The following is a 23,366-nucleotide window of genomic DNA, read 5'->3' as shown; positions in this document are numbered from 1 at the left end:
CAACGACATCACTGCCAGATGAGACGGGATTACCGTGAACATCGAAGAGGTTCGGACCGTGCTCGATTGGGTCGCGTACTACCGCCAGCAATTTCACCTGCCCGCCGAAGAACGCGGCGGCTATGTCATGCTGCCGGTGACGAACGCGGTGGGAATCGTTCATGTGCCGAAGCTATTCGCCGAGAAGCTGCTGGCCGCACTTCGCCAGCAGGGCAACCCCGGTCCGCTCCTGGCCCGGCAGATCCGCTGGACGTTCATCGCAGCCGTCGACTACTCCCCCGGCTATCGAGTGCTGGACCTGCTCTCCCGCAACGACATCCATGTTCCGATCGTCGGCAGTGCGCTGATGATCCCGACCGGTCTCGGCAGGCACACCCGGGAGGGCGCCTACTGGATCAACCCGCCCGAGCGAGATCAGCGTCTGCCCCCGTTGTCGACGGTTATCACCACCGCGCTCGCATTGAGACCGATAAAAGGGAACCACCGGCAACACGAAACTATCTGACTCGGAACAAATAAAAAGGACCGCCCCACCGGAAATACTCCGGGGGACGGCCCTTTTCAGAGCTGTCGTTTCGAGCGACCTGCAAAGCGGGCGCTAAAAACTACTTGGCCTTCTCCAGGACCTCGACCAGACGCCAGTGCTTGGTGGCCGACAGCGGACGGGTCTCCATCAGCTGAACGCGGTCGCCGACACCGGCGATCTCGTTCTCGTCATGCGCCTTCACCTTGGTGGTGGAGCGAATGATCTTGCCGTAGAGCTTGTGCCGCGTGCGGTCTTCCAGCTCGACCACGATGGTCTTGTTCATCTTGTCCGAGACCACGTAGCCGATGCGGACCTTGCGGGTGCCGCGCTTTTCCTGTGTCACGTTCTCTTCACTCATGCCGCATCTCCCTTGCCAGCGGGTGCCGAGGCCAGGCCGAGCTCACGCTCACGCATGACCGTGTAGATGCGCGCGATCTCGTGACGCACGACGCGCAGGCGACGGTTGTTGTCCAACTGACCCGTCGCCATCTGGAAGCGCAGATTGAACAGCTCTTCCTTCGACTCGCGCAGGCGGGCGACGAGCTCCTCTTCGTTGAGCTCGCGGAGCTCTGCGGCCGGTGTACCGGTAGCCATCAGAACTGCTCCTCCCTGGTCACGATCCTGCACTTCATGGGGAGCTTGTGCATCGCACGGCGCAGGGCCTCACGAGCGGTCTCCTCGTTGGGGTAACTCATTTCGAACATCACGCGTCCGGGCTTGACGTTCGCGACCCACCACTCCGGCGAACCCTTACCGGAACCCATGCGGGTTTCGGCCGGCTTCTTGGTGAGCGGGCGATCCGGGTAGATGTTGATCCAGATCTTGCCGCCACGCTTGATGTGGCGGGTCATCGCGATACGCGCGGACTCGATCTGCCGGTTGGTGACGTAGGCGGGCTCGAGAGCCTGGATGCCGTATTCACCGAACGCGACCGAAGTGCCGCCCTTGGCCATGCCGCTGCGGCCCGGGTGATGCTGCTTCCGGTGCTTGACCTTCCGTGGCATCAGCATGCGTCAGCCCTCCTGTGTTTCTGCCGGGGCGTCGGCAACCGCAGTGGCAGCGCCTGCACGCCCGGCCTCAGTGCTGGTCGCGGTGGTACCCGAGGAACCGGACCGACGCGGGCGGCTCGGCCGCTCACGACGCTCGCGGCGGTCACCAGCGGCGGGCGCGGCCGCGGCCGTGACCTCACGCTTGCCACCGACGATGTCGCCCTTGTAGATCCAGACCTTCACGCCGATGCGACCGAAGGTGGTCTTGGCCTCGTAGAGGCCGTAGTCGATATCCGCGCGCAGCGTGTGCAGCGGAACCCGACCCTCGCGGTAGAACTCCGAGCGCGACATTTCGGCGCCGCCGAGGCGGCCCGAGCACTGCACCCGGATGCCCTTGACGTTCGGCGAACGCATGGCCGACTGGATGGCCTTGCGCATCGCGCGACGGAACGCCACACGGTTCGACAGCTGCTCGGCGACACCCTGGGCGACGAGCTGCGCATCCGACTCGGGGTTCTTGACCTCGAGGATGTTCAGCTGCACCTGTTTGCCGGTGAGCTTCTCCAGCTCGGCGCGGATGCGGTCGGCCTCGGCGCCGCGGCGGCCGATGACGATACCGGGACGCGCGGTGTGGATGTCGACGCGAACCCGGTCACGGGTGCGCTCAATCTCCACCTTGGAGATGCCCGCCCGCTCCATGCCGGTGGCCAGGAGCTTGCGGATGGCGACGTCTTCCTTCACGTAGTCCGCGTACTGCTTGTCCGCGTACCAACGCGACTTCCAGTCGGTGGTGATACCGAGGCGGAAGCCATGGGGGTTGATCTTCTGTCCCATTTACTTTGCCCCTCCCTTCCGGCGGCTGCGAGCAGCACCGGCGGTGGGCACGCTCTCGACCTCGATGGTGATGTGGCTGGTGCGCTTGCGAATCCGGAACGCGCGGCCCTGGGCCCGCGGCTGGAAGCGCTTCATGGTCGCGCCCTCGTCGACGTAGGCGGTCGAGATGACCAGCGTGGCCGGGTTCAGGCCGAGGTTGTTCTCGGCGTTGGCCGCGGCGCTGGCGACGACCTTGGCGACCGGCTCGCTCGCGGCCTGCGGCGCGAACTTCAGGATCGCAAGGGCGTCCTCGACCCGCTTGCCGCGGACCAGGTCCACGACACGGCGAGCCTTCATCGGGGTGACGCGAACGTGCTTCGCCGTCGCCCGGGCAGTCGGGTTCTGAGTCTCAGTGGTCATCGCCGCTTGCTCTTCCGGTCTTCCTTGACGTGGCTCTTGAACGTCCTGGTGGGCGCGAACTCACCCAGCTTGTGGCCGACCATGGACTCCGACACGAACACCGGCACATGCTTGCGGCCGTCGTGGACGGCGAAGGTGTGACCAATGAAATCGGGGATGATGGTCGAACGACGGGACCAGGTCTTGATGACCTGCTTGCTGCCCTTCTCGTTCTGCACGTCCACCTTCGCGAGGAGGTGGTCGTCGACGAACGGGCCCTTCTTGAGGCTGCGTGGCATTTCTTACCTCCTCCTTCAGCGCTTCTTGCCGGTCTTGCGACGGCGGACGATGAGCTTGTCGCTCGGACGGTTGGGCTTGCGGGTGCGGCCTTCCGGCTGACCCCACGGCGAGACCGGGTGGCGACCACCGGAGGTCTTGCCCTCACCACCACCATGCGGGTGGTCGACCGGGTTCATGACGACACCACGGACCGTGGGACGGCGACCCTTCCAGCGCATACGACCGGCCTTGCCCCAGTTGATGTTCGACTGTTCGGCATTGCCGACCTCGCCGACGGTGGCGCGGCAGCGCACGTCGACGCGGCGGATTTCACCGGAGGGCATACGCAGCGTGGCGTAGGGGCCTTCCTTACCGAGCAGCTGGATGCTCATGCCAGCGGCACGAGCCATCTTCGCGCCGCCGCCCGGACGCAGCTCCACATTGTGGATCGTGGTACCGGTCGGGATATTGCGCAGCGGCAGGTTGTTACCCGGCTTGATGTCGGCCGTCGGGCCGGACTCGATCGGGGTGCCCTGCCGGATACCCTTCGGCGCGATGATGTAGCGCTTCTCGCCGTCCACGTAGTGCAGCAGCGCGATGTTGGCGGTGCGGTTCGGGTCGTACTCGATGTGCGCGACCTTGGCCGGGATGCCGTCCTTGTCCAGGCGACGGAAGTCGATCAGACGGTAGGCACGCTTGTGGCCGCCACCGCGGTGACGGGTGGTGATGCGACCGTGCGCGTTGCGGCCACCCTTGCTGTGCAGCGGGCGGATCAGCGACTTCTCGGGGGTCGACCGAGTGATCTCAGCGAAGTCCGAGACGCTGGAGCCACGACGGCCCGGCGTAGTCGGCTTGTACTTACGGATTGCCATGAGTTCTTCTCTGCTTTCTGGAATCCCAGGCGCTTACGCGACCGGGCCTCCGAAGATCTCGATGGGCTTGCTGTCGGCCGAGATGGTCACGAGCGCGCGCTTGGTGTCCTTGCGCTTGCCGTAACCGAAGCGGGTCCGCTTGCGCTTGCCCTGACGGTTGGCGGTGTTGACGCTGGTCACCTTCACGCCGAAGACCTTCTCGACGGCGATCTTGATCTGCGTCTTGTTGGAATCCGGGTGCACGATGAAGGTGTAGGTGCCTTCCTCGATCAGTCCGTAGGACTTCTCCGAGATGACCGGCGCCAGCAGAATGTCGCGGGGGTCGGCGATCGTGGTCACTTGCTCTCCTCCTGTGCGGCTTCGGCGGGGCCGTGCACGAAGGCGTTCAAGGCCTCGATGCTGAACACCACTTCATCGCTTTCCAGCACGTCGTAGGTGTTGAGCTGATCCGGCGCGATCGGGTGCACGAACTCCAGGTTCTGCACGCTCTTCCAGGCCGCGATGTCCTCACGTCCGAGGACGAGGAGGAACTTCTTGCGGTCCGACAGCTCGGACAGGAAGGACTTCGCGGTCTTGGTCGACGGGGTCTGCCCCGAGACCAGTTCGCTGATCACGTGGATGCGCTCGTTGCGCGCACGGTCCGAGAGAGCTCCGCGCAGTGCGGCGCGGACCATCTTCTTGGGGGTGCGCTGGCTGTAGTCACGCGGCTGCGGACCGTGCACGGTGCCACCGCCGGTGAACTGCGGCGCGCGGGTCGAGCCCTGACGGGCGCGGCCGGTGCCCTTCTGGCGGTACGGCTTCTTGCCACCACCGCGGACTTCACCGCGGGTCTTGGTGGAGTGGGTGCCCTGGCGAGCGGCGGCGAGCTGCGCGATGACCACCTGGTGCATCAGCGAGATGTTCGCGGTCGCGTCGAAGATCTCCGAGGGGAGTTCGACGGTGCCATTGGTCTTGCCACCCAGTTCTTTGACCGGAAGCGTCAGGTTGGTCTTCTTCTCAACGCTGGTCATGCGTGTGCACCACCCTTCACGGCGCTCTTGACGACGACGACGTTGCCGCGGCGACCCGGGATCGCTCCCTTGATCAGCAGCAGGCCGTTCTCGACGTCCACCTTGTGAACCGACAGGTTCTGCGTGGTGACGCGGTCGTTGCCCATCCGGCCCGACATGCGCATGCCCTTGAACACGCGGCCGGGGGTGGCGCAGCCACCGATGGAACCCGGGCGACGGTGCACGGCCTGCGCACCGTGCGAGGCGCCTTGGCCGGCGAAGCCGTGGCGCTTCATGGTGCCGGCGAAGCCCTTGCCCTTGCTGGTGCCGGTGACGTCGACGTAGGCGCCCTCTTCGAAGACATCGGCGTTGATCTCCTGGCCGACCTCGAAGGTGGAGGCGTCCGCGACCCGGATCTCGGCGACATGGCGGCGCGGGGTGACACCGGCCTTGGTGAACTGGCCGGAAACCGGCTTGTTCACCTTGCGCGGGTCGATGGCGCCGAAAGCGACCTGGACGGCGCTGTAGCCGTCGCGCTCCACGGTGCGGATCTGGGTAACGACGTTCGGTCCGGCCTTGATGACGGTCACGGGGACGACGCGGTTCTTGTCGTCGAACACCTGGGTCATGCCGAGCTTGGTGCCCAGGATGCCCGCCGCGGGCCTGTTCTTGTTATCAGTCATGATTCGAGTCCCCGTCACTGAATGTTGACGTCGACGCTGGCCGGGAGATCGATGCGCATCAGGGCATCAACCGTCTTCGGCGTCGGGTCGAGGATGTCGATCAGCCGCTTGTGCGTCCGCATCTCGAAGTGCTCGCGCGAGTCCTTGTACTTGTGCGGCGAACGGATGACGCAGTACACGTTCTTTTCGGTCGGCAACGGCACCGGCCCGACCACACGGGCCCCGGTGCGGGTCACCGTCTCCACGATCTTGCGCGCGGACGCGTCGATCGCTTCGTGGTCATAGGCCTTGAGCCTGATGCGGATCTTCTGTCCCGCCACGCTAAGTGTCCTTTTCTCCGCTTATCGTTCGTGGTCCGGAAGCCGGCTTCCGTACCACCTTCAATTGCACAGCCCGAACACACGAAGACGTCCCAGCCCGAGTGGGTCAGGCCCGGAAGAGGCAGCCTGCGTAACGCAGGGCCCCCGCTCGGGCAGATCCAACACAGTGAGACCCCGACCGGGCACGCTGCCCGGCTCCGCCGGTTGACGTGCGACAGTCTCGCCGCTGTTCATCTGTCATGGTTCTCCGGTCCACGCGGTCGGGCGTGTCGCCCATCCGCTCATTCCTCGGCTCCGGTTCGAAAATTCACCTGGCCTGGAACGTTGTCCCGGACGTACCCGCACTGGAAGCCAGCGAGGTACACGATTGGGTGTTGCTCGCCTCGCCACCCGCCACAGCCGCGGAACGGCATGACCTGGTGCAAGGCAACCCGAACAGTATGCCCGACGCCGTTGGCGACATCAAATCCGCCCCCATCCCTCGACTCGCCACCAGGTCAGGGCACGAATCCCGGGCGCGCCACCGGTTGCGAGGCGGTGGGCGATCACGGTCGAACGCACCTGGGCCACTGGGAGTGAACAGCCACCGACGGGTGCCGCAAAAGTATGTCACGCCCCTACCGGAGCTTAACTTACTTTTGAGTAAGATAAGGGTATGACGAAGCAGACGGCGACCCATCGCATCTGGACGAAGCTGCCGGACAACCGGCTGGGGCACACCCTGTTCTCGCTTGGCATGGTGGCCCGGGTGCCCTATTTCGGCACGGTGCTGCCGAGCGTTGTGCGACTGGAACCCGGGCTGTGCGAGGTGACCTCGCCGAAGTGGTTCGGCATCCACAACCATCTGGGCACCTATCACGCGATCGCGGCATGCAATCTGGCCGAGGTGGCAATGGGAATGCTGAGCGAGGCGACGGTGCCCGATACCCATCGCTGGATCCCCAAGGCCATGAATGTGCAGTACCTGGCCAAGGCCGAGACCGGGCTGCGCGCGGTGGCGAAGCTGGCCGAGTTGCCCGACTTCACCGAGATCACCGAGGGCCGCGAGCTGGTCGTACCGGTATCCATCTACGACAAGCACGGTCTCGAGGTCGTGCACGCCGATATCACCACCTGGGTCACGCCCAAGTAGGCAATGTCCTCGCCCGGTCTCGAACCGGTGAGCGGCACCGCCGCCCCGCCCCGGGAACCCTCGGGCCAGGGGCGGTGTTGCGGGCGCACGGCCGGTGCGGTTTGAATGCGAACCATGAGTGACAGCGCGGTCCGGGAATTCGACCTCTGTGTGGTCGGGCTCGGGCCGACCGGACGGGCGCTGGCGCATCGGGCGATGCGGGCCGGCTGCACCGTGGCGGCCGTCGATCCGCGGCCCGACCGTCTCTGGCCGCCCACCTTCTCCTGCTGGATCGATGAGCTGCCGGACTGGCTGCCGCCCAGTGCCATTGCCGCGCGCATTCCGCGGCCGACGGTCTGGACCGAGTCCGAGCATCGCATCGACCGGCCCTACTGCGTGCTGTCGAAAACCGGCCTGCGCGATGCGCTTGCACTCGACGAGGCCACCGTGTTCGCCGGTCGGGCCACGCGCGTGGACGCCAATGAGGTGGCGCTGGCCGACGGCACGATCCTCAGAGCGGCAACGGTTTTCGATACCCGCGGACTGCCCACGCTCGGACAGCGCCGAGCCGCGAGCGCGCACGGCATCTTCGTCGACGCGCAGACCGCGGCGCCGATGATCACCGAAGGTGAAGGGCTGCTGCTGGATTGGCGCCCGGAGAACGGCGCGGGTCCGGACGAACCGCCGTCGTTCCTCTATGCCGTCCCGCTCGGCGATGGCACGGTGATCTTCGAGGAGACCAGCCTCGGCCTGCGCGGCGGTATGCCGCAACACGAATTACGCAGGCGCACCCTGAACCGCCTTGCCGCACACGGCATCCGACTCACCGGCACGGAGCCGACCGAGGCCGCGCATTACCCAATCGACCAGCCACCGCCGAAAAAGGGGACCGCCCAGGCGATTCCGTTCGGCTCCCGCGGCGGCATGATGCATCCTTGCACGGGCTACAGCGTCGCCGGTTCGCTTGCCCTCGTCGACACCGCCGTCGCGGCCCTGCGGCAAGGCCGCGACCCGATCGCCGAACTCTGGCCGTGGCGGGCGCGGCTGGTGTACTGGATGCGCATGCGCGGCCTCTGGGGCCTGGGCCGCCTGACCACCGAACAGTCCACCGCCATGTTCGACACCTTCTTCAGCGCCACCCCACGCGGCCAACGCGCCCTACTCTCGGCCCACGACGACTACACCGCCCTCGGCGCCGTCCTCTTCAACACCGTCGCCCGCACCTGGCCCTTCCGCTGGCGCTACGACCTGGTCGGCTGGACCAACCGAAACCGCTGGCTGAACTACGATTTCGCAGAGCCACTCGAGCGCATCTCGCGACGCACAGAATGACGCCCCGATCATTCGAAATATCTGCGCCTCAACGAAAATCGACGGTTTCCAGCGTGAACGAGAAGGGGTCGGGAAGTTCGAGTGGCTTCCCGAAGGGAACTCTGATCTCCGAGCGGTAGTCGATCAGGTCCGCCTCGCCGCCGGGTTCACCGAGGAGAGTGATCGTCTGCTGCTGCCGATCGATGAGTAGATAGAGCGGCACCGCTCCGCGGGCATAGCAGTATCGCTTGGTCTTGCGATCCCAATCCGGTTTCGAGCTGGTGACCTCGACGACCATGACGACCTTGCCGACCGACATCCATGAGGGCTCGTCGATGAATGCACCGTCGGGGACGAATACGCCGTCGGGAATCAAATGGTTTTTCGGGCAGAGTCCGCCACGGTCCAGCAACAACCCCTTATGGCCGGAGAAGGAAAACTCCGTTGCGGACTGCCGGTACACCTGCCGAATCAGCGTGGAGATGTTCTGCTCGTGATTACCGTCCGGCGGTGGTGTCACGATGATGTCCCCCTCGATCAGCTCGGCCCGGAATCCTTCCGGAGTCTCCAGCGCGTGGAAGCCCTCCAACAGCACATCTGCTGGATCCCTCTGCGGCTCATGCGCCTTGGCTGCGGTCACTGCTGACACCTCCTCCGCTCGTGCCCTCAGCATACGGGTCGCCTATGACAAGTGCGTCCGATCGATAGCCTGGTCGGATGCCCTGTTTCGAAGGCGCCGCAGAGAACACTCGGCCCGGTCGGCGCAGCCGCGCCGACCGGGCCGAGCTCGTCAGGCGCCGGTTTCGGCGGCGCGTTGGTAGCCGCGGATGGCGGGGTAGGCGAACACGATGATGAGGCCCACTACCCAGGCAACGGTTTTGAGGAGGGGTTCGGCCACCGAACCGCCGTAGGACAGACCCTTCATGGCATCGATGGCACAGCTCATCGGCTGGTTGGCGACCACGTCCTGCAGCCAGACCGGGTAGGCGAAGACCGGTACGAAGCCGGTGTTGAAGAACAACAGCAGGGTGTTGAAGATGCCGATCAGGCTGACGAGCATGACACCCTCGGTAATGGTCGCCAGCGCGGTGACGAGCACGGCGAAACCCACGCCGAACAGCACCGGAATGCCGATCAGCGCGATGGCCGCGAGCGGGCCCTGGCCGAAGCGGAAGCCAAGGGTGAGGCCGACCGCGATCACGAACAGGGTGGTGACCAGGACGCGGATCGCCTCGGCGAGGAGCCTGCCGGTCAGTCCGGCAGCCCGGTGCACCGGCATGGTCCAGAAGCGCCCGAGTAGTCCGGTGAACTTCTCGCCCTTGAATCCCAGCGCACTGACCACCGCACCCGACATCGCGGCGACCAGCGTGATCAGCGCGACCTGCCCGTAGACGCTCGGTATACCGGTGGCCGCGGTGATCGAAATGCCGAGCACGATGCGGAACATCAACAGCGTCAGTGCCGGGTAGACCAGCGTCTGGATGGTGGTCGCCGGATCGCGCGCCCATACCAGCAGCAGTCGCTTGCACTGGATCAGGCTGTGCGTGACCCAGGTGGACAGCGCGCGTTCGGACGGCGGGGTGACCCGCGGCAGCACCTCGAACCCGTCGATCTCGGTGCGCTGCACAGTCTCGACAGAACTCATGACCGCCTCACGCTCGCCCAGATCGCCAACGGGGTGAAGACGATCGCCGCACCACCCAACCAGACCAGTGGCACCCACAGCACTTCCCAGCTCACCCCGCCATGGGCCATATCGCGCAGCGCGAAGGAGAACTGGGAAATCGGCTGATTGCGCACAAACGGCCGGATCCACATCGGGAAGCTGCGCTCCGGGACGAATCCGCACGAGAGCATGCCGAAGATCAAGGTGGGCAATGTCAATGCCTGGCTCAGCGATTCCGGACTCTTGGTCAGACTGCCGAGCGCATCCGCGCCAATCGCGAGCACGGTACCGACCGCGATCGAGAACAGAACGAACAGCACGGCCTGACCGGCACCGGCGATGAATCGGAAGCCGATCATGTAGCCGAAGATGATCGCCGCGGTCAGCGAGGTCAGCGAACGGACCAACCCGGCCGCGATGCGCGCGCTCAAGGGCACCATGATCCCGATCGGCATCGTCTGCAGTCGGGTACTCAGACCGGTCAGCGCCTCGTAGGCGGCCAGCTGCGCATTCGACATCATGGTGAAGGCCATGGTCTGCAGCACGATGATCGGCATGACGAACTGGGCGTAGTCGATGCCCTGGAACTTCATCACGTACCGCAGCGGCAGATAGAAGCCGAGGGTGAACACCAGCGGGGTGATCATTGCGACGATCAGCTCGCCCTTGGTGGCCATGGTCCGGACGATGCGTCCGGTCAGCGCCCGCCACTGCGCGAAGGCGGACAGTCGGGCCGCGGGCAGCTCGGCGAAGAGCAGCGCCGTATCGGGCTGCTCAACGATTGCGGAACTCACTAGTGGCCGCCCGAATGGCCGGTGATGGACAGGAATACGTCATCGAGCGAGGGCCGCCGCAGCGCGATATCGGCCAGCTGGATCTCGGCGGCATCGAGCCTGCGCAACGCCTCGGAGAGGGTGGCGGCACCATCGGGCGCCGGAATGGAAAGCCGGTCCCCGCCATTGATATCGGCGAGCACCGCGGCGGGCACCAGATCACCGAGCGCGGCGGCGGCCTTGCCGAGCTGGGTCGGATCCAGCGGCACCACCTCGCAGTAGCTGCCGCCGGTCTTCTCCTTGAGCTCGTCGGCGGTGCCCTCGGCGATCACCGTGCCCTTATCGATGACGATGATGTTGTCGCTGAGCACATCGGCTTCCTCGAGGTACTGCGTGGTGAGCAGCACCGTGATGCCCTGATCCTTGAGCGCGGTCACCAGATCCCACACGCCCTGGCGGCTGCGCGGGTCCAGGCCGGTGGTCGGCTCGTCGAGGAACACCACCTCGGGACGCACCACCAGGCCGCAGGCGATATCGACACGACGACGCATGCCGCCCGAATAATTGCGCACCGCACGACGGCCCGCACTCACCAGGTCGAATTCCTCGAGCAGGGTGTCGGCGCGCTTGCGGGCGGCGGATTTGCCCAGGCCCATCAGGCGGCCGAACAGCTCCAGGTTCTCGCGGCCGGAGAGGTTCTCATCGAGTGCGGCGTACTGGCCGGTCATCATTATCGAGCGCCGCACGCCCGCCGGATCCTTCTGCACATCGTGGCCCGCGACGATGGCAGTGCCGGAGTCCGGGCGCAGCAGGGTGGACAGCACCTTGACCATCGTGGTCTTACCCGCGCCGTTCGGCCCGAGGATGCCGAGCACGCTGGCCCGCTCGGCGGTAAAACTGATGCCCTGCAACGCATGCACATCGCCGAATGACTTTCGGACGTCGGCAACGACGACCGCGGCCTCACCACCTTCGAGTGGTGGGTCGCTCGCGTGCGAATCCGATTTGTTCAAGCTCGGCATCAACTCTCCACTGTGTCTGATCGGCGGCGGTCGCTAGGCGTTAGGCATGAATACGTCCCGGTTGGTGATCCCTGCCGCCAGGCGTGATGTTACCGGCCCGCGCATTCCTATATGGCCGAGCGCGTCATACCCACCGGTCCGAAACCTAAGTGTGTCCTTGATCACATTTGCACTGGCCGATCCGCCGCAGCCGCGATCGTCGCTGGTCGCGGCGGTCAAGGGCAGCGCAGGGGCGGTAGGAGCGCCTTGTCGGGCCGTCGCGGCAACCATAGTCTGCTTAAGCGGGGGAACACGCACTCACTCGTTGCGGCAGCACTGCTTCGCCTAGCGCTCGGCGGTCTGCGGCGGATCGACCCTGCGAGAGGTGACCATGGCCGAGACCGCGCAGCCGAGACTGGCAGCGCATACGGGAGGATCGGGCCGACCGAACGTGCTGACGTCCTATGACCCGCGCACCGGCGAAATCGTCGGCAACTACGCCGTAATGGGCGCCGGTGAACTCAACCGCACCGTGCGCGCCGCACGCTCCGCCGAAAAGTGGTGGGCGGAACTGGGATTCAGCGCTCGCAAACGCTGGCTACTGGACTGGAAGCGCAGTATCGCCAGGCGCGCAGGCGAATTGGTGGAGATCCTGTGCGAGGAAACCGGAAAACCGGAGGCGGACGCGGCAATCGAGGTGATGCTCGCCGTCGAGAACCTGGATTGGGCGGCCCGCAATGCCGCCCGGGTACTGGATCGGCGCAAGCTCGGATCGACCTGGCTGAGCCGCAATCAGCACGCCTCTGTCGGCTATCTACCCCTCGGCGTCGTCGGTGTGCTCGGACCGTGGAACAACCCGGTGTTCACCCCGATGGGTTCGATCGCCTATGCGATGGCTGCGGGCAATGCCGTGGTGTTCAAACCCGATGAACTCACCACCGGCGTGGGGGTCTGGCTGGCCGACAGCTGGAACAAGCTGGCGCCGAATCAGCCTGTGCTGCAAGTGGTCACCGGTGATCACGCCACCACCGCGGCACTGTGTCGCGGCAAGGTGGACAAAATCGCCTATGCCGGTTCGGATGCGGGCGCGCGCGAGGTGATCTCGCTGTGCGCGCAGACCATGACTCCGGTGGTGGTCGAGCGTAATGGCAAGGGCACCATGGTGGTTCACGTCGACGCCAAACTCGACGAGGCCGCGGAGGCCGCGGTCTTCGGCGCGATGGCCAATGCGGGCCAGAACTCGACCGGTATCCAGCGGGCCTATGTCGCCAACTCCGTCTACGACCGATTCCTGGAACTGGTGGTCGAACAGGCGCGGCGACTGCGCCCCGGTGCGGATAGGCGCGCCTCCTACGGCCCGATGATTCTGGAATCACAGGTCGACGTGGTGCGCAGGCAGGTGCGCGATGCGCTGGCCAGGGGCGGGCGCGCGGTGGTCGGCGGACTGGACTCGATACGCGAGCCCTATATCGAACCCATCGTGCTCGCCGAGGTGCCGGAGGAGAGCGTCGCGATCACCGGTGAGGGCATCGGGCCGGTGCTGATCGTCAACAAGGTCGCGAATATGGACGAGGCGGCGCGGCGCATCAACGCGGTCGGCAATGGTGTCGCGGTGTCGGTGTTCACCCGCGATGTGCACGGCATCGAATCCTTCGCCGAACAGCTGCGGGTCGGCGTTGTGACCATCAATTCTTCGACCACGTACGCCGGGATCCCCGCGTTGCCATTCGGTGGCGTCGGCGAATACGGGCAGGGACACCATCACGGCGACCAGGGACTGCGCGAGTTCAGCCGGACGCTGGCCATCGCCCGCAAGCGCTACCGCGCCCCGGTGAACCTGTCCACCTTCGATCGGCATCCCCGCCATCTGCGCACAGCGAAGACCATCTTTCGAGTGCGCCACGGACGGTAGAGCTGAGCCGGAGCGAGTCTTACGAGCGACGTTCGGCCGTCCCGCATCCGAGCAGCACGGCTTCCATCAGGGCGCGCACGCGCGCGATCTGCTCGGGCCGGGAGTCGAATTTGGTCAACCGGCCGACGTCGATCACCTGACCGAGCGCGGCGTGCACGCGGAAACGCGCCTCGATCTGATCGCCGTCGAGCAGGTTGGCCCACTCCAGCACATTCTGGCGCTGGATGGCGCGCAGCTTGTGCTGTTCGGCCGGCGGCAGATTGCTGAATTCGGCGTAGTAGACCGGCATGATCTCCGGCATCGAGAAGGTGAGCCGGGCGTAGCGGTCGGCGATGCGCCGGACCGCGTCGGGGCGGCTGGTCGCCTCGGCCAGCGCCTCGGTGATTGCGATGGCCACCCGGTCACCGGTGCGATGGAAGGCGGCGGCGAGCAGATCGGCCTTGCTGGTGAAGTACCGGTAGACGCTGGAGGCATTGATGCCGACGGCCGCACCGATCTCCTCGATGCTGGCCTCGTGATAGCCCTGGCGACCGAAGATCCGGATCGCCTCGGTGAGCAACTGTTCGCGTTTCGAGGTGATCGGCAGGCCGCGGGCGGCCGGTCCGGGATCGGGTTCGGTCGGCGCGGGCGGCAGCTCGGCGCGCAGGATCGACCAGCACATCTCGCGCAGCAGCGGCAGCAGCCGGGCGGTGGCCAGCGCGGTGCGATGCGAGGAGATGCTGGCGATGGCGCTGAGCACCCCAGCGGCCAGCATCGCCACATCGGCGGGCGGCGCGGTGGGGCGCAGCTGTCCGATCGGCTCGGCCAGCAGCGCGTTGAGCGCGTCGTAGACCTTCCTGATCCGGGCCCGGTCCTCGGCCTCCAGATAGCGCCGCTCCCAGCGGTACAGCCCGGCCTCGCGGCGGATGTCGATGGTGTGGTCACTGAGCGCCTTGATCAGCGCATCGAGCCTGGCCTCCGGCGCCAGGGTCGGATCGTCCGCGCCGCGCGCGACCTTCAGCAGGTGCAGCGCGCCTTCCTCGGCGGCCGCGACCAGCAACGCGTACTTGTTCGCGAAATGGCGATACAGCGCGGGCCCCGAGATACCGACCTCGGCGGCGATCTCGTCGACGCCGACCGGGTAGTACCCGCGCTCGCTGAACGCACGCGCGGCGGCCCGGATGATCTGGACCTTGCGATCCTTCGGGCGACGCCGGACCGATGGGGCGGGTTCGGCGGCCGCCCGGGTCCCACCCGCATCGGCGCGCGCGGGATCGGGGTTGTTTCGAGCGACCCGAAAGCGATCGCCAGCGATGTCGACCTCGCTGCGATCCGCGACCATGAAACTCTCCATTCTGCGACGGCGCCGCCGGTTGACAGCGCCCGACAAATCATCCTAAGTTAACCACAATTCGCAAAGTTAACCACCATTCATGGCCAGCCGCAGCGATTGCGGGTCGCTGGAAAAACCCAGCGCCCGCCGAATTCCAGACCAGGAGCAGCACATGAGCAACCCCGATTCCGCGACCACCACCGCGGGCTTCAGCGCCGTCCACGACGGCAAGGTGCTGCGGGTCACGATCACCAAGCCGAAGCGGAAGAACGCCATCGACTACGACACGATGGTCGCCCTCGGTGACACCTTCCTGGCCGCCGCCACGGACCGTTCGGTTCGGGTGATCGTACTGACCGGTGCGGGCGGCGATTTCTGCACGGGAGCCGATCTTGCCGCAACCGCGTCGGAAGCGCAGCGCGGCATATCGTCAGACATGGTGATGGACGCGGCCAACCGCCTCGTGAAGGCCATTGTGGACGCCCCGATTCCGGTCATCGCCCGGATCAAGGGCGCAGCCGCCGGTGTCGGTGTCGGCCTCGCGCTCGCCGCCGATCTGGTCTATGCCGCCGAGGACTCCTACCTGCTGCTTGCCTTCGTCAATATCGGCCTGATGCCCGACGGCGGCGCGGCCACCATGGTCGCGGCGGCGGCCGGACGCGCGCTGGCCGCCGAGATGGCACTGCTCGGCGAACGACTGCCCGCCCCGGCGGCCAAGGCGGCCGGAATGTTCACCGCCGTGGCCGCCGAGGACGAACTCGACGCCTTGGTCGAGGCGGCGGCCGCCAAGATCGCCGCGGGCCCGCGCCGCGCGCTCGAACTCACCAAGAAGGCACTCAACGCGGCGACCCTGTCAGCACTGGACGCCTCGCTCGCCGCCGAAAAGTCCGGCCAGAGCGAACTGCTCCGGTCCCCCGACTTCGTCGAAGGCGCGACCGCCATGCTCACCAAGCGCAAGCCGGTCTTCGCGGACTGACCGCGCCGACCAGTTCGACGGGGCTCGGCAAGGCAGGCAAGTGATCCCGGGCACACCTGCGCCCGAACAAGCGACTATGTTGATCCGCTATGGCTTACCTGGTTACCGGAGCAACTGGGTTTATCGGTCGGTTTCTTGTCCCCGAGCTGCTGAAACGCGAGGGGGATATTCATGTGCTGGTACGGCCGGGCATCGATTCGGCGGACCGGTACACCTGCCGTGCCCAGGAGTGGATGGGTGAGGATCGGATACGGCCGGTGCGCGGGGATCTCGGCGCGCCTCGGCTCGGCATCGATCCCGGCTGGCTCGCCGAGCACCGGGGCTCGATCGACCATATCTTCCATCTCGCGTCCAGCTATGACCTCACCGAGCGGGGCGGCGGCACCCGCAATGTCATCGATGTCGCCGAGGAGCTGAAAGCCGGACTGCTGCACCATATCTCGACGGTGGATGTAGCGGGCGGATTCGAGGGCCTGTTCACCGAGGACATGTTCGACGTGGGCCAGGTGCTGGCCTCGCCGATGCAGCGGGCCGAATTCGAGGCCGAGCGGATCGTGCGCGAGTCCGGGATCGGCTGGCGCATCTATCGGCCCTCGATCGTGATCGGACATTCGCGCACCGGTGAGATCGACCGGATCGACGGGCCCTATTACTTCTTCCGGCTGCTGCGGATGGCCGCACAGCTGCCGAGGATCCTGCCGGTGCTGGTGCCGAAGCTGGGTGAGACCAACATGGTCCCGGTCGATTTCGTGGTCCGCGCACTGGATCACCTTGCACACCGACCCGACTCGAATACGTGCACCTATCATCTGGTCGATCCGCGGCGGCAGAGCGCCGCCGAGGCATTGAATCTGTTCGCCGATGAGGCCGGTGCGCCGCATCTGGTCGAGGTGATGCCCAAGCGCGCTCTCGAGATGCTGCTGCGCATCCCCGGTACCAACTGGTTGCTCCCCCACGTCGGTGTGCCCCAGGATGTGTTGGAGCACAGCGAATTCAGCTGCTGGTTCGGCTGCCGCAACGCCACCACCGCGCTGACCGGCACCGATATCAAGGTGCCGCCGCTGGCCGCCTACGCCCCGCTGATCTGGAAGTACTGGATAGAGAACTGGGTCTGACCTAGCCGACTGCGGCGTATTCCGCTCGGGCTGTATTGATTTCGTCGATGTGCTCGATGGCCCAGGCTCGTAGCACATCGACCGCGGCGCCGAGACTGTGGCCGAGCGGGGTGAGGGTGTATTCGACGGTGACCGGCACGGTCGGATGGACCGTGCGCGACACCATGCCGTCGCGTTCCAGCCCGCGCAGGGTCTGGGTCAACATCTTCTGTGTGATGCCCTGCACCTGCCTGCGCAGCTCCGAGAAGCGCAGTGTGCCCGGTTTCAGGGCCAGCAGCACCAGTCCGGTCCAGCGTTCACCGAGCCGGTCGAAGACCGCACGGGACGGGCAGTTCAGGTTGAAGATGTCGTATGCCATGGGATCGTTGGTATCCATCAGGTACCTATACCACTAATTACTGCCTTCTTTCACCTGGAGACCATCCCTCCTAGGGTCGTTTTCATCGCAACGACCAGGAGGAATACCGATGAAAGCCCTTGCCGCAACTGGTGATCGGACCTTGGTGCGGTTCGCCGAGATCCCCGAACCCACGCCCACCGCCGACGCCGCGGTCATCCAGGTCGAGGCATTCTCGGTGAACCGCGGCGAAATCCTCGCCATGACCGGGGCCTACGGCACCCCGACCGAGCCGGGCACCGTTATGGGACAGGATGTGGTCGGCCGAGTGGTCGCGGCCGCCGCCGACGGCTCGGGGCCCGCCGTCGGAACCCGCGTGGTCGGCCATGCCGAGGGTGGCGGCTGGGCCGCGCGGGTGCCGGTGCCGACGTCCGCACTGGTCGAACTGCCCGACGCGGTGCCGACCACCACCGCGGCCGCGCTGCCGCTCGCGGGTTTGACCGCGCTGCGCCTGCTCCGCCATGTCGAGGCCCCGGCGGATACGAAGGCGCTGATCACCGGCGCATCCGGCGGCGTCGGCCACTATCTCGTCGAATTGGCAACGGCCGCAGGCATTGCGGTGACCGCGGTCGCGGCCTCCGCCGAGCGCGGCGCCCGACTGGCCGAGCTCGGCGCGGCCGTTATCCATGATGTCGCCGATGCGGATGGCCCCTTCGAGGTGATCTTCGAATCGGTCGGCGGCGATGTGTTCGCGCACGCGCTCGCCCGGATCGCGCCCGGCGGCACGGTGCTGTGGTTCGGCCAGGCCAGTCTGCAACCGATCCGGCTCAGCTTCTTCGAATACCTCACGGTCAGCCCGTTCACGCTGAAGCACTTCCCACATTGGGTCGCCGATACCACCGATGCCGAAGACCTGCGCGTCCTGGTGGATCTGACGGCGCGGGGCCGCCTGCATCCGGAGATCGGTAGGGTCGCCGACTGGGCCGAAACGGCGAGCGTGCTCACCGATTTGAACAACCGCCGGATCCGCGGCAACGCGATCCTCACCATCGATGCCTGAAGGAGCGACCATGTCGAGCACCGAGCAGACCCGCGCCACCATCCTGGCCTATATCGAGGCGCTCGGATCCGGCGATGCCGAGCGCGCCGCCGCCTTTTTCACACCGGAGTCGACCTGGACCCTGTTCGGCGAGCTGCCGACCGCGCGGACCTGGACCGGACCGGAGGAGATCTTCGGGCAATTCGTCGCGCAGATGATCGAGCGGATGGATCTGTCCCAGCCGATCGGTCAGCAGGTGCGGACCGTACTGGCCGACGGCGCACAGGCCGTCGCCGAATGGACCACCCACGCGACCACCAAGGCGGGCGAGCCGTATGTCAACAACGTGGCAATCGTCTTCCGGGTCGAGGACGGCAAAATCGCCGAAGCCCGTGAGTATTTCGATACCGGCTATGCCAAGCGCACCCTGTTCGCCTAATTGCCCGCGACGGTCAGGTAGATCAGTGCGACATTGAGCAGGCTGATGATGAGGGCGACCAGCCAGGCCAAGCCGGTGGTGACCCGGTGGTTGACATCGTTGCCCATCAGGACCCGGTCGCTGGTGAATCGGACCAGCGGGATCAGCGCGAACGGAATGCCGAACGAGAGCACCACCTGCGAAATGATCAGCGCGCGTGTGGGATCGATGCCGACCGCCAGGATGATGATTGCCGGAACCAGCGTGACCAGACGGCGGGCCAGCAGCGGAATCTTGCGGCGCAGTAGGCCTTCCATGATCATCGCGCCTGCATACGCGCCGACCGAAGTCGATGCCAGGCCGGAGGCCAGCAGGCCGATTGCCAGCAGCAGCGCGGCGACGGGGCCGAGCGCATCGCCGACGGCGGCATGCGCACCCTCGAGGGTGTCGACATTCTCGCGGCCGCGCAGGGTGTTCGCGGCCATCAGCAGCATGGCCAGATTGACCGTGCCCGCGAGCACCATGGCCAGTCCGACGTCGTATCGGGTGATCCGCAGCAGCCGGGTCCGGATCGGCCCGACCTCGGGTTGACCGTGGCGGTCGCGGGCCAGTCCGGAGTGCAGGTAGACCGCGTGCGGCATGACGGTCGCGCCGATCATGGCGGCCGCGAGCAGTACGCTCTCCGAGCCCTGGAAGCGCGGCAACAGCCCGCCGACGGTGCTGGGGACCGACGGCGGCGCGATCACCACGCTGGCCAGGAAGCCGATGGCGATGACGGCGAGCAGACCCGTGATCACCCGCTCGAACGGCTTCTGCCCGCGGCGGTTCTGCACCAGCAGCAGCGCCATCGAGACCACACCGGTGATCAGCCCGCCGACCAGCAGCGGCAGATCGAACAGCAGCTTCAGCGCGATCGCGCCACCGACCACCTCGGCCAGATCGGTGGCCATGGCGACGGTCTCGGCCTGGATCCAATAGGCAAGACGCACCGGGCGACTCGACTTCGACCGGACCGCCTCCGGTAGCGACATACCGGTGACCAACCCCAGCTTCGCGGACAGGAACTGCACCAGCCCGGCCATCACATTGGCCATCACAATGACCCAGACGAGCAGATAGCCGAACTCGGCGCCCGCACTGATATTCGACGCCACATTGCCGGGATCGACATAGGCAATGGCCGCTACGAATGCCGGGCCGAGCAAGACGCTGACAGATCTCGCCCGGGTCGTCGCGTTTCGCGCCGATTCGACCAGGGTTGTACTCACAGAACAGAATTTTACGGGTTCCCGAACTTAATCGTTAGTTGATCCCGCATATCCAAACCTGAAAGCCGAACTCGGGCGCCTCGACTACGCCGTCCGCGGCCACCGGCCCGGTACGGGTCGAGTTGCCCCACCGGTGACGAGCTACCCATGTACCTGCGAAAACAGTAATAGCGCAAAAACTGGACAAAAAAGACCGACCGCCCCGATTGTGTTGTAGAACACATCGGGGCGGTCGGCTGCGATCAACTATCTCCCGGCGGCTGCCTCAGAGGCCGAGGCCGCGGGCCAGGGTGGGCCAGGACGCGTGCAGCTCGTCGTTCCAGTAGCCCCAGGAGTGAGTGCCGGAGGGGCGGAAGTTGAAGGTGGCCGGGATGCCGAGCGAATCCAGCTTGGTCTTCATGTTGTTGGTGCAGTAGTTGGTGCCCGCCTCGATGATGCCGCCGATCAGGATCTGGTTGGCCAGACCGTAGGAGCCGGGGAGGGCGTACTGACCGTTCAGGGTGTCGTACGGGCCGGGCAGGCCGTTGCCGGTCGAGATGTAGAGGTCGGTACCGCGCAGACCCTCGGCGTTGACGTAGGGATCGTTCGCCTTCCAATCCGCCGAACCGAGCGGGCCCCACATGTTCTCGACATTGCCGCCGCCCCAGGTCTCGACGGTCAGCTTGACGAACTCGGAGCCGACCGGATCACTGGTCTGGGCGCAGCCGCTGTAAGCGGCGGCGGCCTTGTACAGGCCCGGCTTGGCGATCGGCAGCGCGAGCACGGTGGTGCCCGAGGTGGACAGGCCCGCGATGGCATTGGTGCCGTTGGTGCCGAGCGCGCCGTCGATCAGCGGCGGCAGCTCCTCGGTGAAGAAGGTCTTCCACTTGTTGCGGCCGAGTGTCGGGTCGTCCTTGACCCAGTCGGTGTAGTAGCTCCACTTGCCGCCGATCGGCTGGACCACATTGACGTTCTTGTCGCCGAGGAACTTCAGCGCATCGGTCTTGGCCACCCAGGAGGCGTCGTCCTCGCCGCCGCCCGCACCGTTGAGCAGGTACAGGACCGGGCGCGGCACCGAGGCGTCGGCGGGGCGCTGCACGTCGACCGGGAAGGTGCGGTCCATGGCCGCGGAGTAGACCTGCAGGCGGATGCTGCGGTCGTCCTTGTACTCGGCCTTGGTGATCTTCGAGCCGTCCGCCGAGACAGGGTTCGCCAGCAGCGCCTTCGAATCCATGATCGGGTCTGCCGTCGCCGTGGATGCGCCGAAGCCGGACATGACTCCCGCGAATGCCGCGGTTGCCGCGATCACCGCCGCCGCACGTGTGCCGCGACGCCGGATCAGACTACGCATCAATTTCACACCTTCACTTCGTATCGTGATTACGGGTGGGCTTCCCCAGGCCGTCAGGGACCGTGCCAACGGCACCATGCCCGACCATACGGCCTATTTAGTCGTGACAATACTGGACATCGTTACCGCAATGTTGCTCGACCGTGTCTGAGCTGCCCGAATGTGATCATGGTCGCCTCGGTCCGCGCCCGAGCGAGGTCATCCGGCGCGCACCCGCTGACCGTGTTCGGCCAGCCCGCCGAGTGCCCGGATCCAGTGTTCGGCGAAGGTCTTGACCTCGTCACCACCGAACACCTCGGCCGCGTAGTCGAAGCGCACGAGTAGACCGTCGGCGGTGGCGTCGGCGGTGATATCGAGCAGCAGATCGGTGACCGGTTCGTCGGTGTGCACCTGCGCCGGGCGCAGATCCCGATAGCGCAGCGCGCACCGGCCGACCGGCAGCGCGTTCAGGGCGGCGGCGGTATCGGGATTCAGATAGCGCAGCAACCCGTAACCGACGCCGTAGGACGGCACCGCACCGGTGAGCCGACTGATCTGCTGGATCGCGATACCCGCCGCATGGCCACCGACCAGCGCCTCCTCGATATCGATGCCCTCCAGCCCGATCGGCAGCGGATAGGCGGTGGTGAAGGCGCCGACGAGGGTATCGGTCTCGGCCATCCCCCGGCTGTCGGCGAGCAGGCGCACCACCGGACCGATGGCGTCGGTGACGGTTTCGCCCGCGGAGGTGATCCGCGCCATGGCCAGAGCGGTCAGCAGCACCTCGTCGACGCTCGCGCCGTGTGCGGCGGCCGCCGCGACGACGGCCGCGGTGCCCTCGGTGGTGATGGTCAGTGAGACGCGACGACGCGACCGCAGATTCTTGCCCGTGGCACCGGCCGCGGCCGCGGGGACCACGCTCAGGGTGTGGTGCCACCACGCCACTTCCTCGATCGCGGCCGGGCCGCTCGCCCGCTCCGAGAGCACACCGAGCAGATCGGACAGGCCGGACTCGGGCACGGCGGGCGTCCGGTGCCTGCCGCGCGACCAGGCCAGCGACAGTTTGTCGATGATGGTGCGCCATGAGGTGTCGTCCACCACCAGACCGTTGGCCACCACCACCATGGTCGAGGGCACCTCTCGGCCGCCGACCAGGACGAAGCGGATATTGCGGCCGTGTATCGGATCCAGTTCGGTGGCCACGGCTCGCACCACATCATCGAGGGGCGGTGGGGTCTGGTCGGCGGTGTACTCCAGCCCGAGGAAGGCCTCGTCGAGGCGCAGGGCCTCGGCCGGAATCTCGAAGACCGGATCGGGCCCGACGCCGGAGCGGTGCAGGCGGACCCAGAGCATCGGATGCTGCTCGAGCACCGTATCGACGGCGAATTGCACCGCCTCCGGGGAGAAGTTGGGCGGGATATCGAGGGTGATGACACGCAGTTCGGCTCCGGAGTCCAAGAGCCGCACGGCATTCGGGGTGAGCGACAGCGGAATGGGGCTGTCGTCGGGTTCCTCGGGTCGGTGCGGGACCGCCAGTTCGAACGGGTCATCGGGTGCCGCCGTGTCGATCGAGAATGCGACGTGTTCGGACCCGGCGACCTCGGGTGCCCGGTCGGCGGCTTCGGTTTCGTCGTCTTCGTCGTCGAACAATGCCGGAGCCTCGACGGTGGGCGGCAGGTCGTCGATCGTCGCTGAGTCATCGACCGGTGCCGTGGCATCGAGTTGTACCGGGACAAGGATCGTTGTCGGGTAGTCGTCTTCGAATGCGGCCGGGGTATCGACTGATCCGGCGTATTCGCTGGCAGATCCCGCGGGCTCGTATTCGACCGATCCCAGGCGGTCACGTTCGACCGAACCCGCACGCTCGTAATCGACCGACCCTGCACGATCGCGTTCAACCGAACCGGCATGCCCGAGTTCGGCCGATCCCACGCGCTCACGTTCAACC

General features: G+C 66.2%; 28 protein-coding genes. 8 read left to right on the top strand and 20 right to left on the bottom strand.

Annotated elements, in window-relative coordinates; all coding sequences use genetic code 11:
• The first annotated feature begins 58 nt into the window (after positions 1-58).
• Positions 59-505 (top strand): hypothetical protein, encoded by a 447-nt coding sequence (locus ACWEO2_RS25365; protein WP_452407568.1) that lies wholly within the window; start codon positions 59-61, stop codon positions 503-505.
• Positions 506-605: 100 nt separating this feature from the next.
• Here the strand turns inward: ACWEO2_RS25365 and rpsQ are convergent, their stop codons facing one another.
• From rpsQ to rpsJ, 11 genes are read right to left on the bottom strand one after another with little or no spacing between them, the layout of a single operon-like run.
• Positions 606-884: a 30S ribosomal protein S17 gene (gene rpsQ / locus ACWEO2_RS25360; RefSeq protein WP_355179661.1), complete on the bottom strand. Its 279-nt coding sequence runs from the start codon at positions 882-884 to the stop codon at positions 606-608.
• Entirely contained in the window at positions 881-1,120 is a 240-nt protein-coding gene (rpmC, locus tag ACWEO2_RS25355; protein ID WP_040686552.1) for a 50S ribosomal protein L29, read from the bottom strand. The genes rpsQ and rpmC overlap by 4 nt, the downstream gene beginning before the upstream one ends.
• Positions 1,120-1,536 carry a 50S ribosomal protein L16 gene (gene rplP, locus ACWEO2_RS25350; protein WP_067666862.1) on the bottom strand — a complete coding sequence of 139 codons (417 nt, stop codon included), beginning with the start codon at positions 1,534-1,536 and terminating at the stop codon, positions 1,120-1,122. The genes rpmC and rplP overlap by 1 nt, the downstream gene beginning before the upstream one ends.
• A gap of 3 nt (positions 1,537-1,539) precedes the next feature.
• A complete protein-coding gene (gene rpsC / locus ACWEO2_RS25345) occupies positions 1,540-2,349 on the bottom strand; it encodes a 30S ribosomal protein S3 (RefSeq protein ID WP_355179663.1) in 810 nt (269 codons plus the stop codon).
• Complete coding sequence (gene rplV, locus ACWEO2_RS25340; RefSeq protein WP_062983231.1) at positions 2,350-2,748, bottom strand: 50S ribosomal protein L22; 399 nt, start codon at positions 2,746-2,748, stop codon at positions 2,350-2,352.
• Positions 2,745-3,026, bottom strand: a complete 282-nt coding sequence (gene rpsS, locus ACWEO2_RS25335; RefSeq protein ID WP_040686549.1) for a 30S ribosomal protein S19 — start codon at positions 3,024-3,026, stop codon at positions 2,745-2,747. Before rpsS ends, rplV begins: the two co-directional genes overlap by 4 nt.
• A gap of 15 nt (positions 3,027-3,041) precedes the next feature.
• Complete coding sequence (gene rplB, locus ACWEO2_RS25330) at positions 3,042-3,878, bottom strand: 50S ribosomal protein L2 (RefSeq protein ID WP_452407567.1); 837 nt, start codon at positions 3,876-3,878, stop codon at positions 3,042-3,044.
• Positions 3,879-3,911: 33 nt separating this feature from the next.
• Positions 3,912-4,217, bottom strand: coding sequence for a 50S ribosomal protein L23 (gene rplW, locus ACWEO2_RS25325; RefSeq protein ID WP_040686547.1), 306 nt, complete (start codon positions 4,215-4,217; stop codon positions 3,912-3,914).
• Complete coding sequence (rplD, locus tag ACWEO2_RS25320) at positions 4,214-4,888, bottom strand: 50S ribosomal protein L4 (protein ID WP_452407566.1); 675 nt, start codon at positions 4,886-4,888, stop codon at positions 4,214-4,216. The genes rplW and rplD overlap by 4 nt, the downstream gene beginning before the upstream one ends.
• Positions 4,885-5,550 carry a 50S ribosomal protein L3 gene (rplC, locus tag ACWEO2_RS25315; RefSeq protein WP_354960686.1) on the bottom strand — a complete coding sequence of 222 codons (666 nt, stop codon included), beginning with the start codon at positions 5,548-5,550 and terminating at the stop codon, positions 4,885-4,887. The genes rplD and rplC overlap by 4 nt, the downstream gene beginning before the upstream one ends.
• Positions 5,551-5,564: 14 nt before the next feature.
• Positions 5,565-5,870: a 30S ribosomal protein S10 gene (gene rpsJ, locus ACWEO2_RS25310; protein ID WP_003938093.1), complete on the bottom strand. Its 306-nt coding sequence runs from the start codon at positions 5,868-5,870 to the stop codon at positions 5,565-5,567.
• Positions 5,871-6,525: 655 nt separating this feature from the next.
• Here rpsJ and ACWEO2_RS25305 point away from each other — a divergent pair.
• The gene (locus ACWEO2_RS25305; protein WP_354960685.1) at positions 6,526-7,002 is read left to right on the top strand and encodes a hotdog fold domain-containing protein; all 477 of its coding nucleotides are present in this window, start codon (positions 6,526-6,528) and stop codon (positions 7,000-7,002) included.
• Between the two features lie 114 nt (positions 7,003-7,116).
• Positions 7,117-8,313 (top strand): lycopene cyclase family protein, encoded by a 1,197-nt coding sequence (locus tag ACWEO2_RS25300; protein ID WP_452407565.1) that lies wholly within the window; start codon positions 7,117-7,119, stop codon positions 8,311-8,313.
• 28 nt (positions 8,314-8,341) lie between these two features.
• On the opposite strand, the gene ACWEO2_RS25295 is transcribed toward ACWEO2_RS25300, so the two are convergent.
• The 4 genes from ACWEO2_RS25295 to ACWEO2_RS25280 all read right to left on the bottom strand — a co-directional run bounded on the left by ACWEO2_RS25295 (position 8,342) and on the right by ACWEO2_RS25280 (position 11,753).
• Positions 8,342-8,932 (bottom strand): Uma2 family endonuclease, encoded by a 591-nt coding sequence (locus tag ACWEO2_RS25295; RefSeq protein WP_452407564.1) that lies wholly within the window; start codon positions 8,930-8,932, stop codon positions 8,342-8,344.
• Positions 8,933-9,082: 150 nt separating this feature from the next.
• The gene (locus ACWEO2_RS25290; protein ID WP_452407563.1) at positions 9,083-9,937 is read right to left on the bottom strand and encodes an ABC transporter permease; all 855 of its coding nucleotides are present in this window, start codon (positions 9,935-9,937) and stop codon (positions 9,083-9,085) included.
• Positions 9,934-10,716 carry an ABC transporter permease gene (locus tag ACWEO2_RS25285; protein WP_452407588.1) on the bottom strand — a complete coding sequence of 261 codons (783 nt, stop codon included), beginning with the start codon at positions 10,714-10,716 and terminating at the stop codon, positions 9,934-9,936. The genes ACWEO2_RS25290 and ACWEO2_RS25285 overlap by 4 nt, the downstream gene beginning before the upstream one ends.
• 35 nt (positions 10,717-10,751) lie before the next feature.
• Positions 10,752-11,753 (bottom strand): ATP-binding cassette domain-containing protein, encoded by a 1,002-nt coding sequence (locus ACWEO2_RS25280; protein ID WP_354960681.1) that lies wholly within the window; start codon positions 11,751-11,753, stop codon positions 10,752-10,754.
• Positions 11,754-12,123: 370 nt separating this feature from the next.
• Between ACWEO2_RS25280 and ACWEO2_RS25275 the strand changes: the two genes are divergently transcribed.
• The gene (locus ACWEO2_RS25275; protein WP_452407587.1) at positions 12,124-13,644 is read left to right on the top strand and encodes an aldehyde dehydrogenase family protein; all 1,521 of its coding nucleotides are present in this window, start codon (positions 12,124-12,126) and stop codon (positions 13,642-13,644) included.
• A gap of 19 nt (positions 13,645-13,663) precedes the next feature.
• Here the strand turns inward: ACWEO2_RS25275 and ACWEO2_RS25270 are convergent, their stop codons facing one another.
• Positions 13,664-14,965, bottom strand: a complete 1,302-nt coding sequence (locus ACWEO2_RS25270) for a TetR/AcrR family transcriptional regulator (RefSeq protein ID WP_452407562.1) — start codon at positions 14,963-14,965, stop codon at positions 13,664-13,666.
• A gap of 163 nt (positions 14,966-15,128) precedes the next feature.
• On the opposite strand from ACWEO2_RS25270, the gene ACWEO2_RS25265 reads away from it, so the two are divergent.
• Both ACWEO2_RS25265 and ACWEO2_RS25260 read left to right on the top strand, forming a co-directional pair.
• A complete protein-coding gene (locus tag ACWEO2_RS25265; protein WP_452407561.1) occupies positions 15,129-15,932 on the top strand; it encodes an enoyl-CoA hydratase-related protein in 804 nt (267 codons plus the stop codon).
• An 89-nt stretch (positions 15,933-16,021) separates the two neighbouring features.
• Complete coding sequence (locus tag ACWEO2_RS25260; protein WP_452407560.1) at positions 16,022-17,047, top strand: SDR family oxidoreductase; 1,026 nt, start codon at positions 16,022-16,024, stop codon at positions 17,045-17,047.
• 1 nt (position 17,048) lies between these two features.
• On the opposite strand, the gene ACWEO2_RS25255 is transcribed toward ACWEO2_RS25260, so the two are convergent.
• Positions 17,049-17,423: a winged helix-turn-helix transcriptional regulator gene (locus tag ACWEO2_RS25255; RefSeq protein WP_452407559.1), complete on the bottom strand. Its 375-nt coding sequence runs from the start codon at positions 17,421-17,423 to the stop codon at positions 17,049-17,051.
• Between the two features lie 91 nt (positions 17,424-17,514).
• On the opposite strand from ACWEO2_RS25255, the gene ACWEO2_RS25250 reads away from it, so the two are divergent.
• On the top strand, positions 17,515-18,444 hold the full coding sequence (locus ACWEO2_RS25250; RefSeq protein WP_452407558.1) for a zinc-binding dehydrogenase: 930 nt from the start codon (positions 17,515-17,517) through the stop codon (positions 18,442-18,444).
• A 10-nt stretch (positions 18,445-18,454) separates the two neighbouring features.
• The gene (locus tag ACWEO2_RS25245; protein WP_452407557.1) at positions 18,455-18,862 is read left to right on the top strand and encodes a nuclear transport factor 2 family protein; all 408 of its coding nucleotides are present in this window, start codon (positions 18,455-18,457) and stop codon (positions 18,860-18,862) included.
• Here the strand turns inward: ACWEO2_RS25245 and ACWEO2_RS25240 are convergent.
• The 3 genes from ACWEO2_RS25240 to ACWEO2_RS25230 form a co-directional block, all read right to left on the bottom strand.
• On the bottom strand, positions 18,859-20,109 hold the full coding sequence (locus ACWEO2_RS25240; protein ID WP_452407556.1) for an Nramp family divalent metal transporter: 1,251 nt from the start codon (positions 20,107-20,109) through the stop codon (positions 18,859-18,861). The genes ACWEO2_RS25245 and ACWEO2_RS25240 overlap by 4 nt on opposite strands.
• A 265-nt stretch (positions 20,110-20,374) precedes the next feature.
• Positions 20,375-21,364, bottom strand: a complete 990-nt coding sequence (locus ACWEO2_RS25235; protein WP_452407586.1) for an alpha/beta hydrolase — start codon at positions 21,362-21,364, stop codon at positions 20,375-20,377.
• A gap of 273 nt (positions 21,365-21,637) precedes the next feature.
• The coding region (locus ACWEO2_RS25230; RefSeq protein ID WP_452407555.1) for a condensation domain-containing protein at positions 21,638-23,366 on the bottom strand (1,729 nt) is incomplete at its 5' end.

Source organism: Nocardia sp. NPDC004278, assembly GCF_053602975.1.
This window is presented reverse-complemented; position numbering and strand designations above follow the sequence as displayed.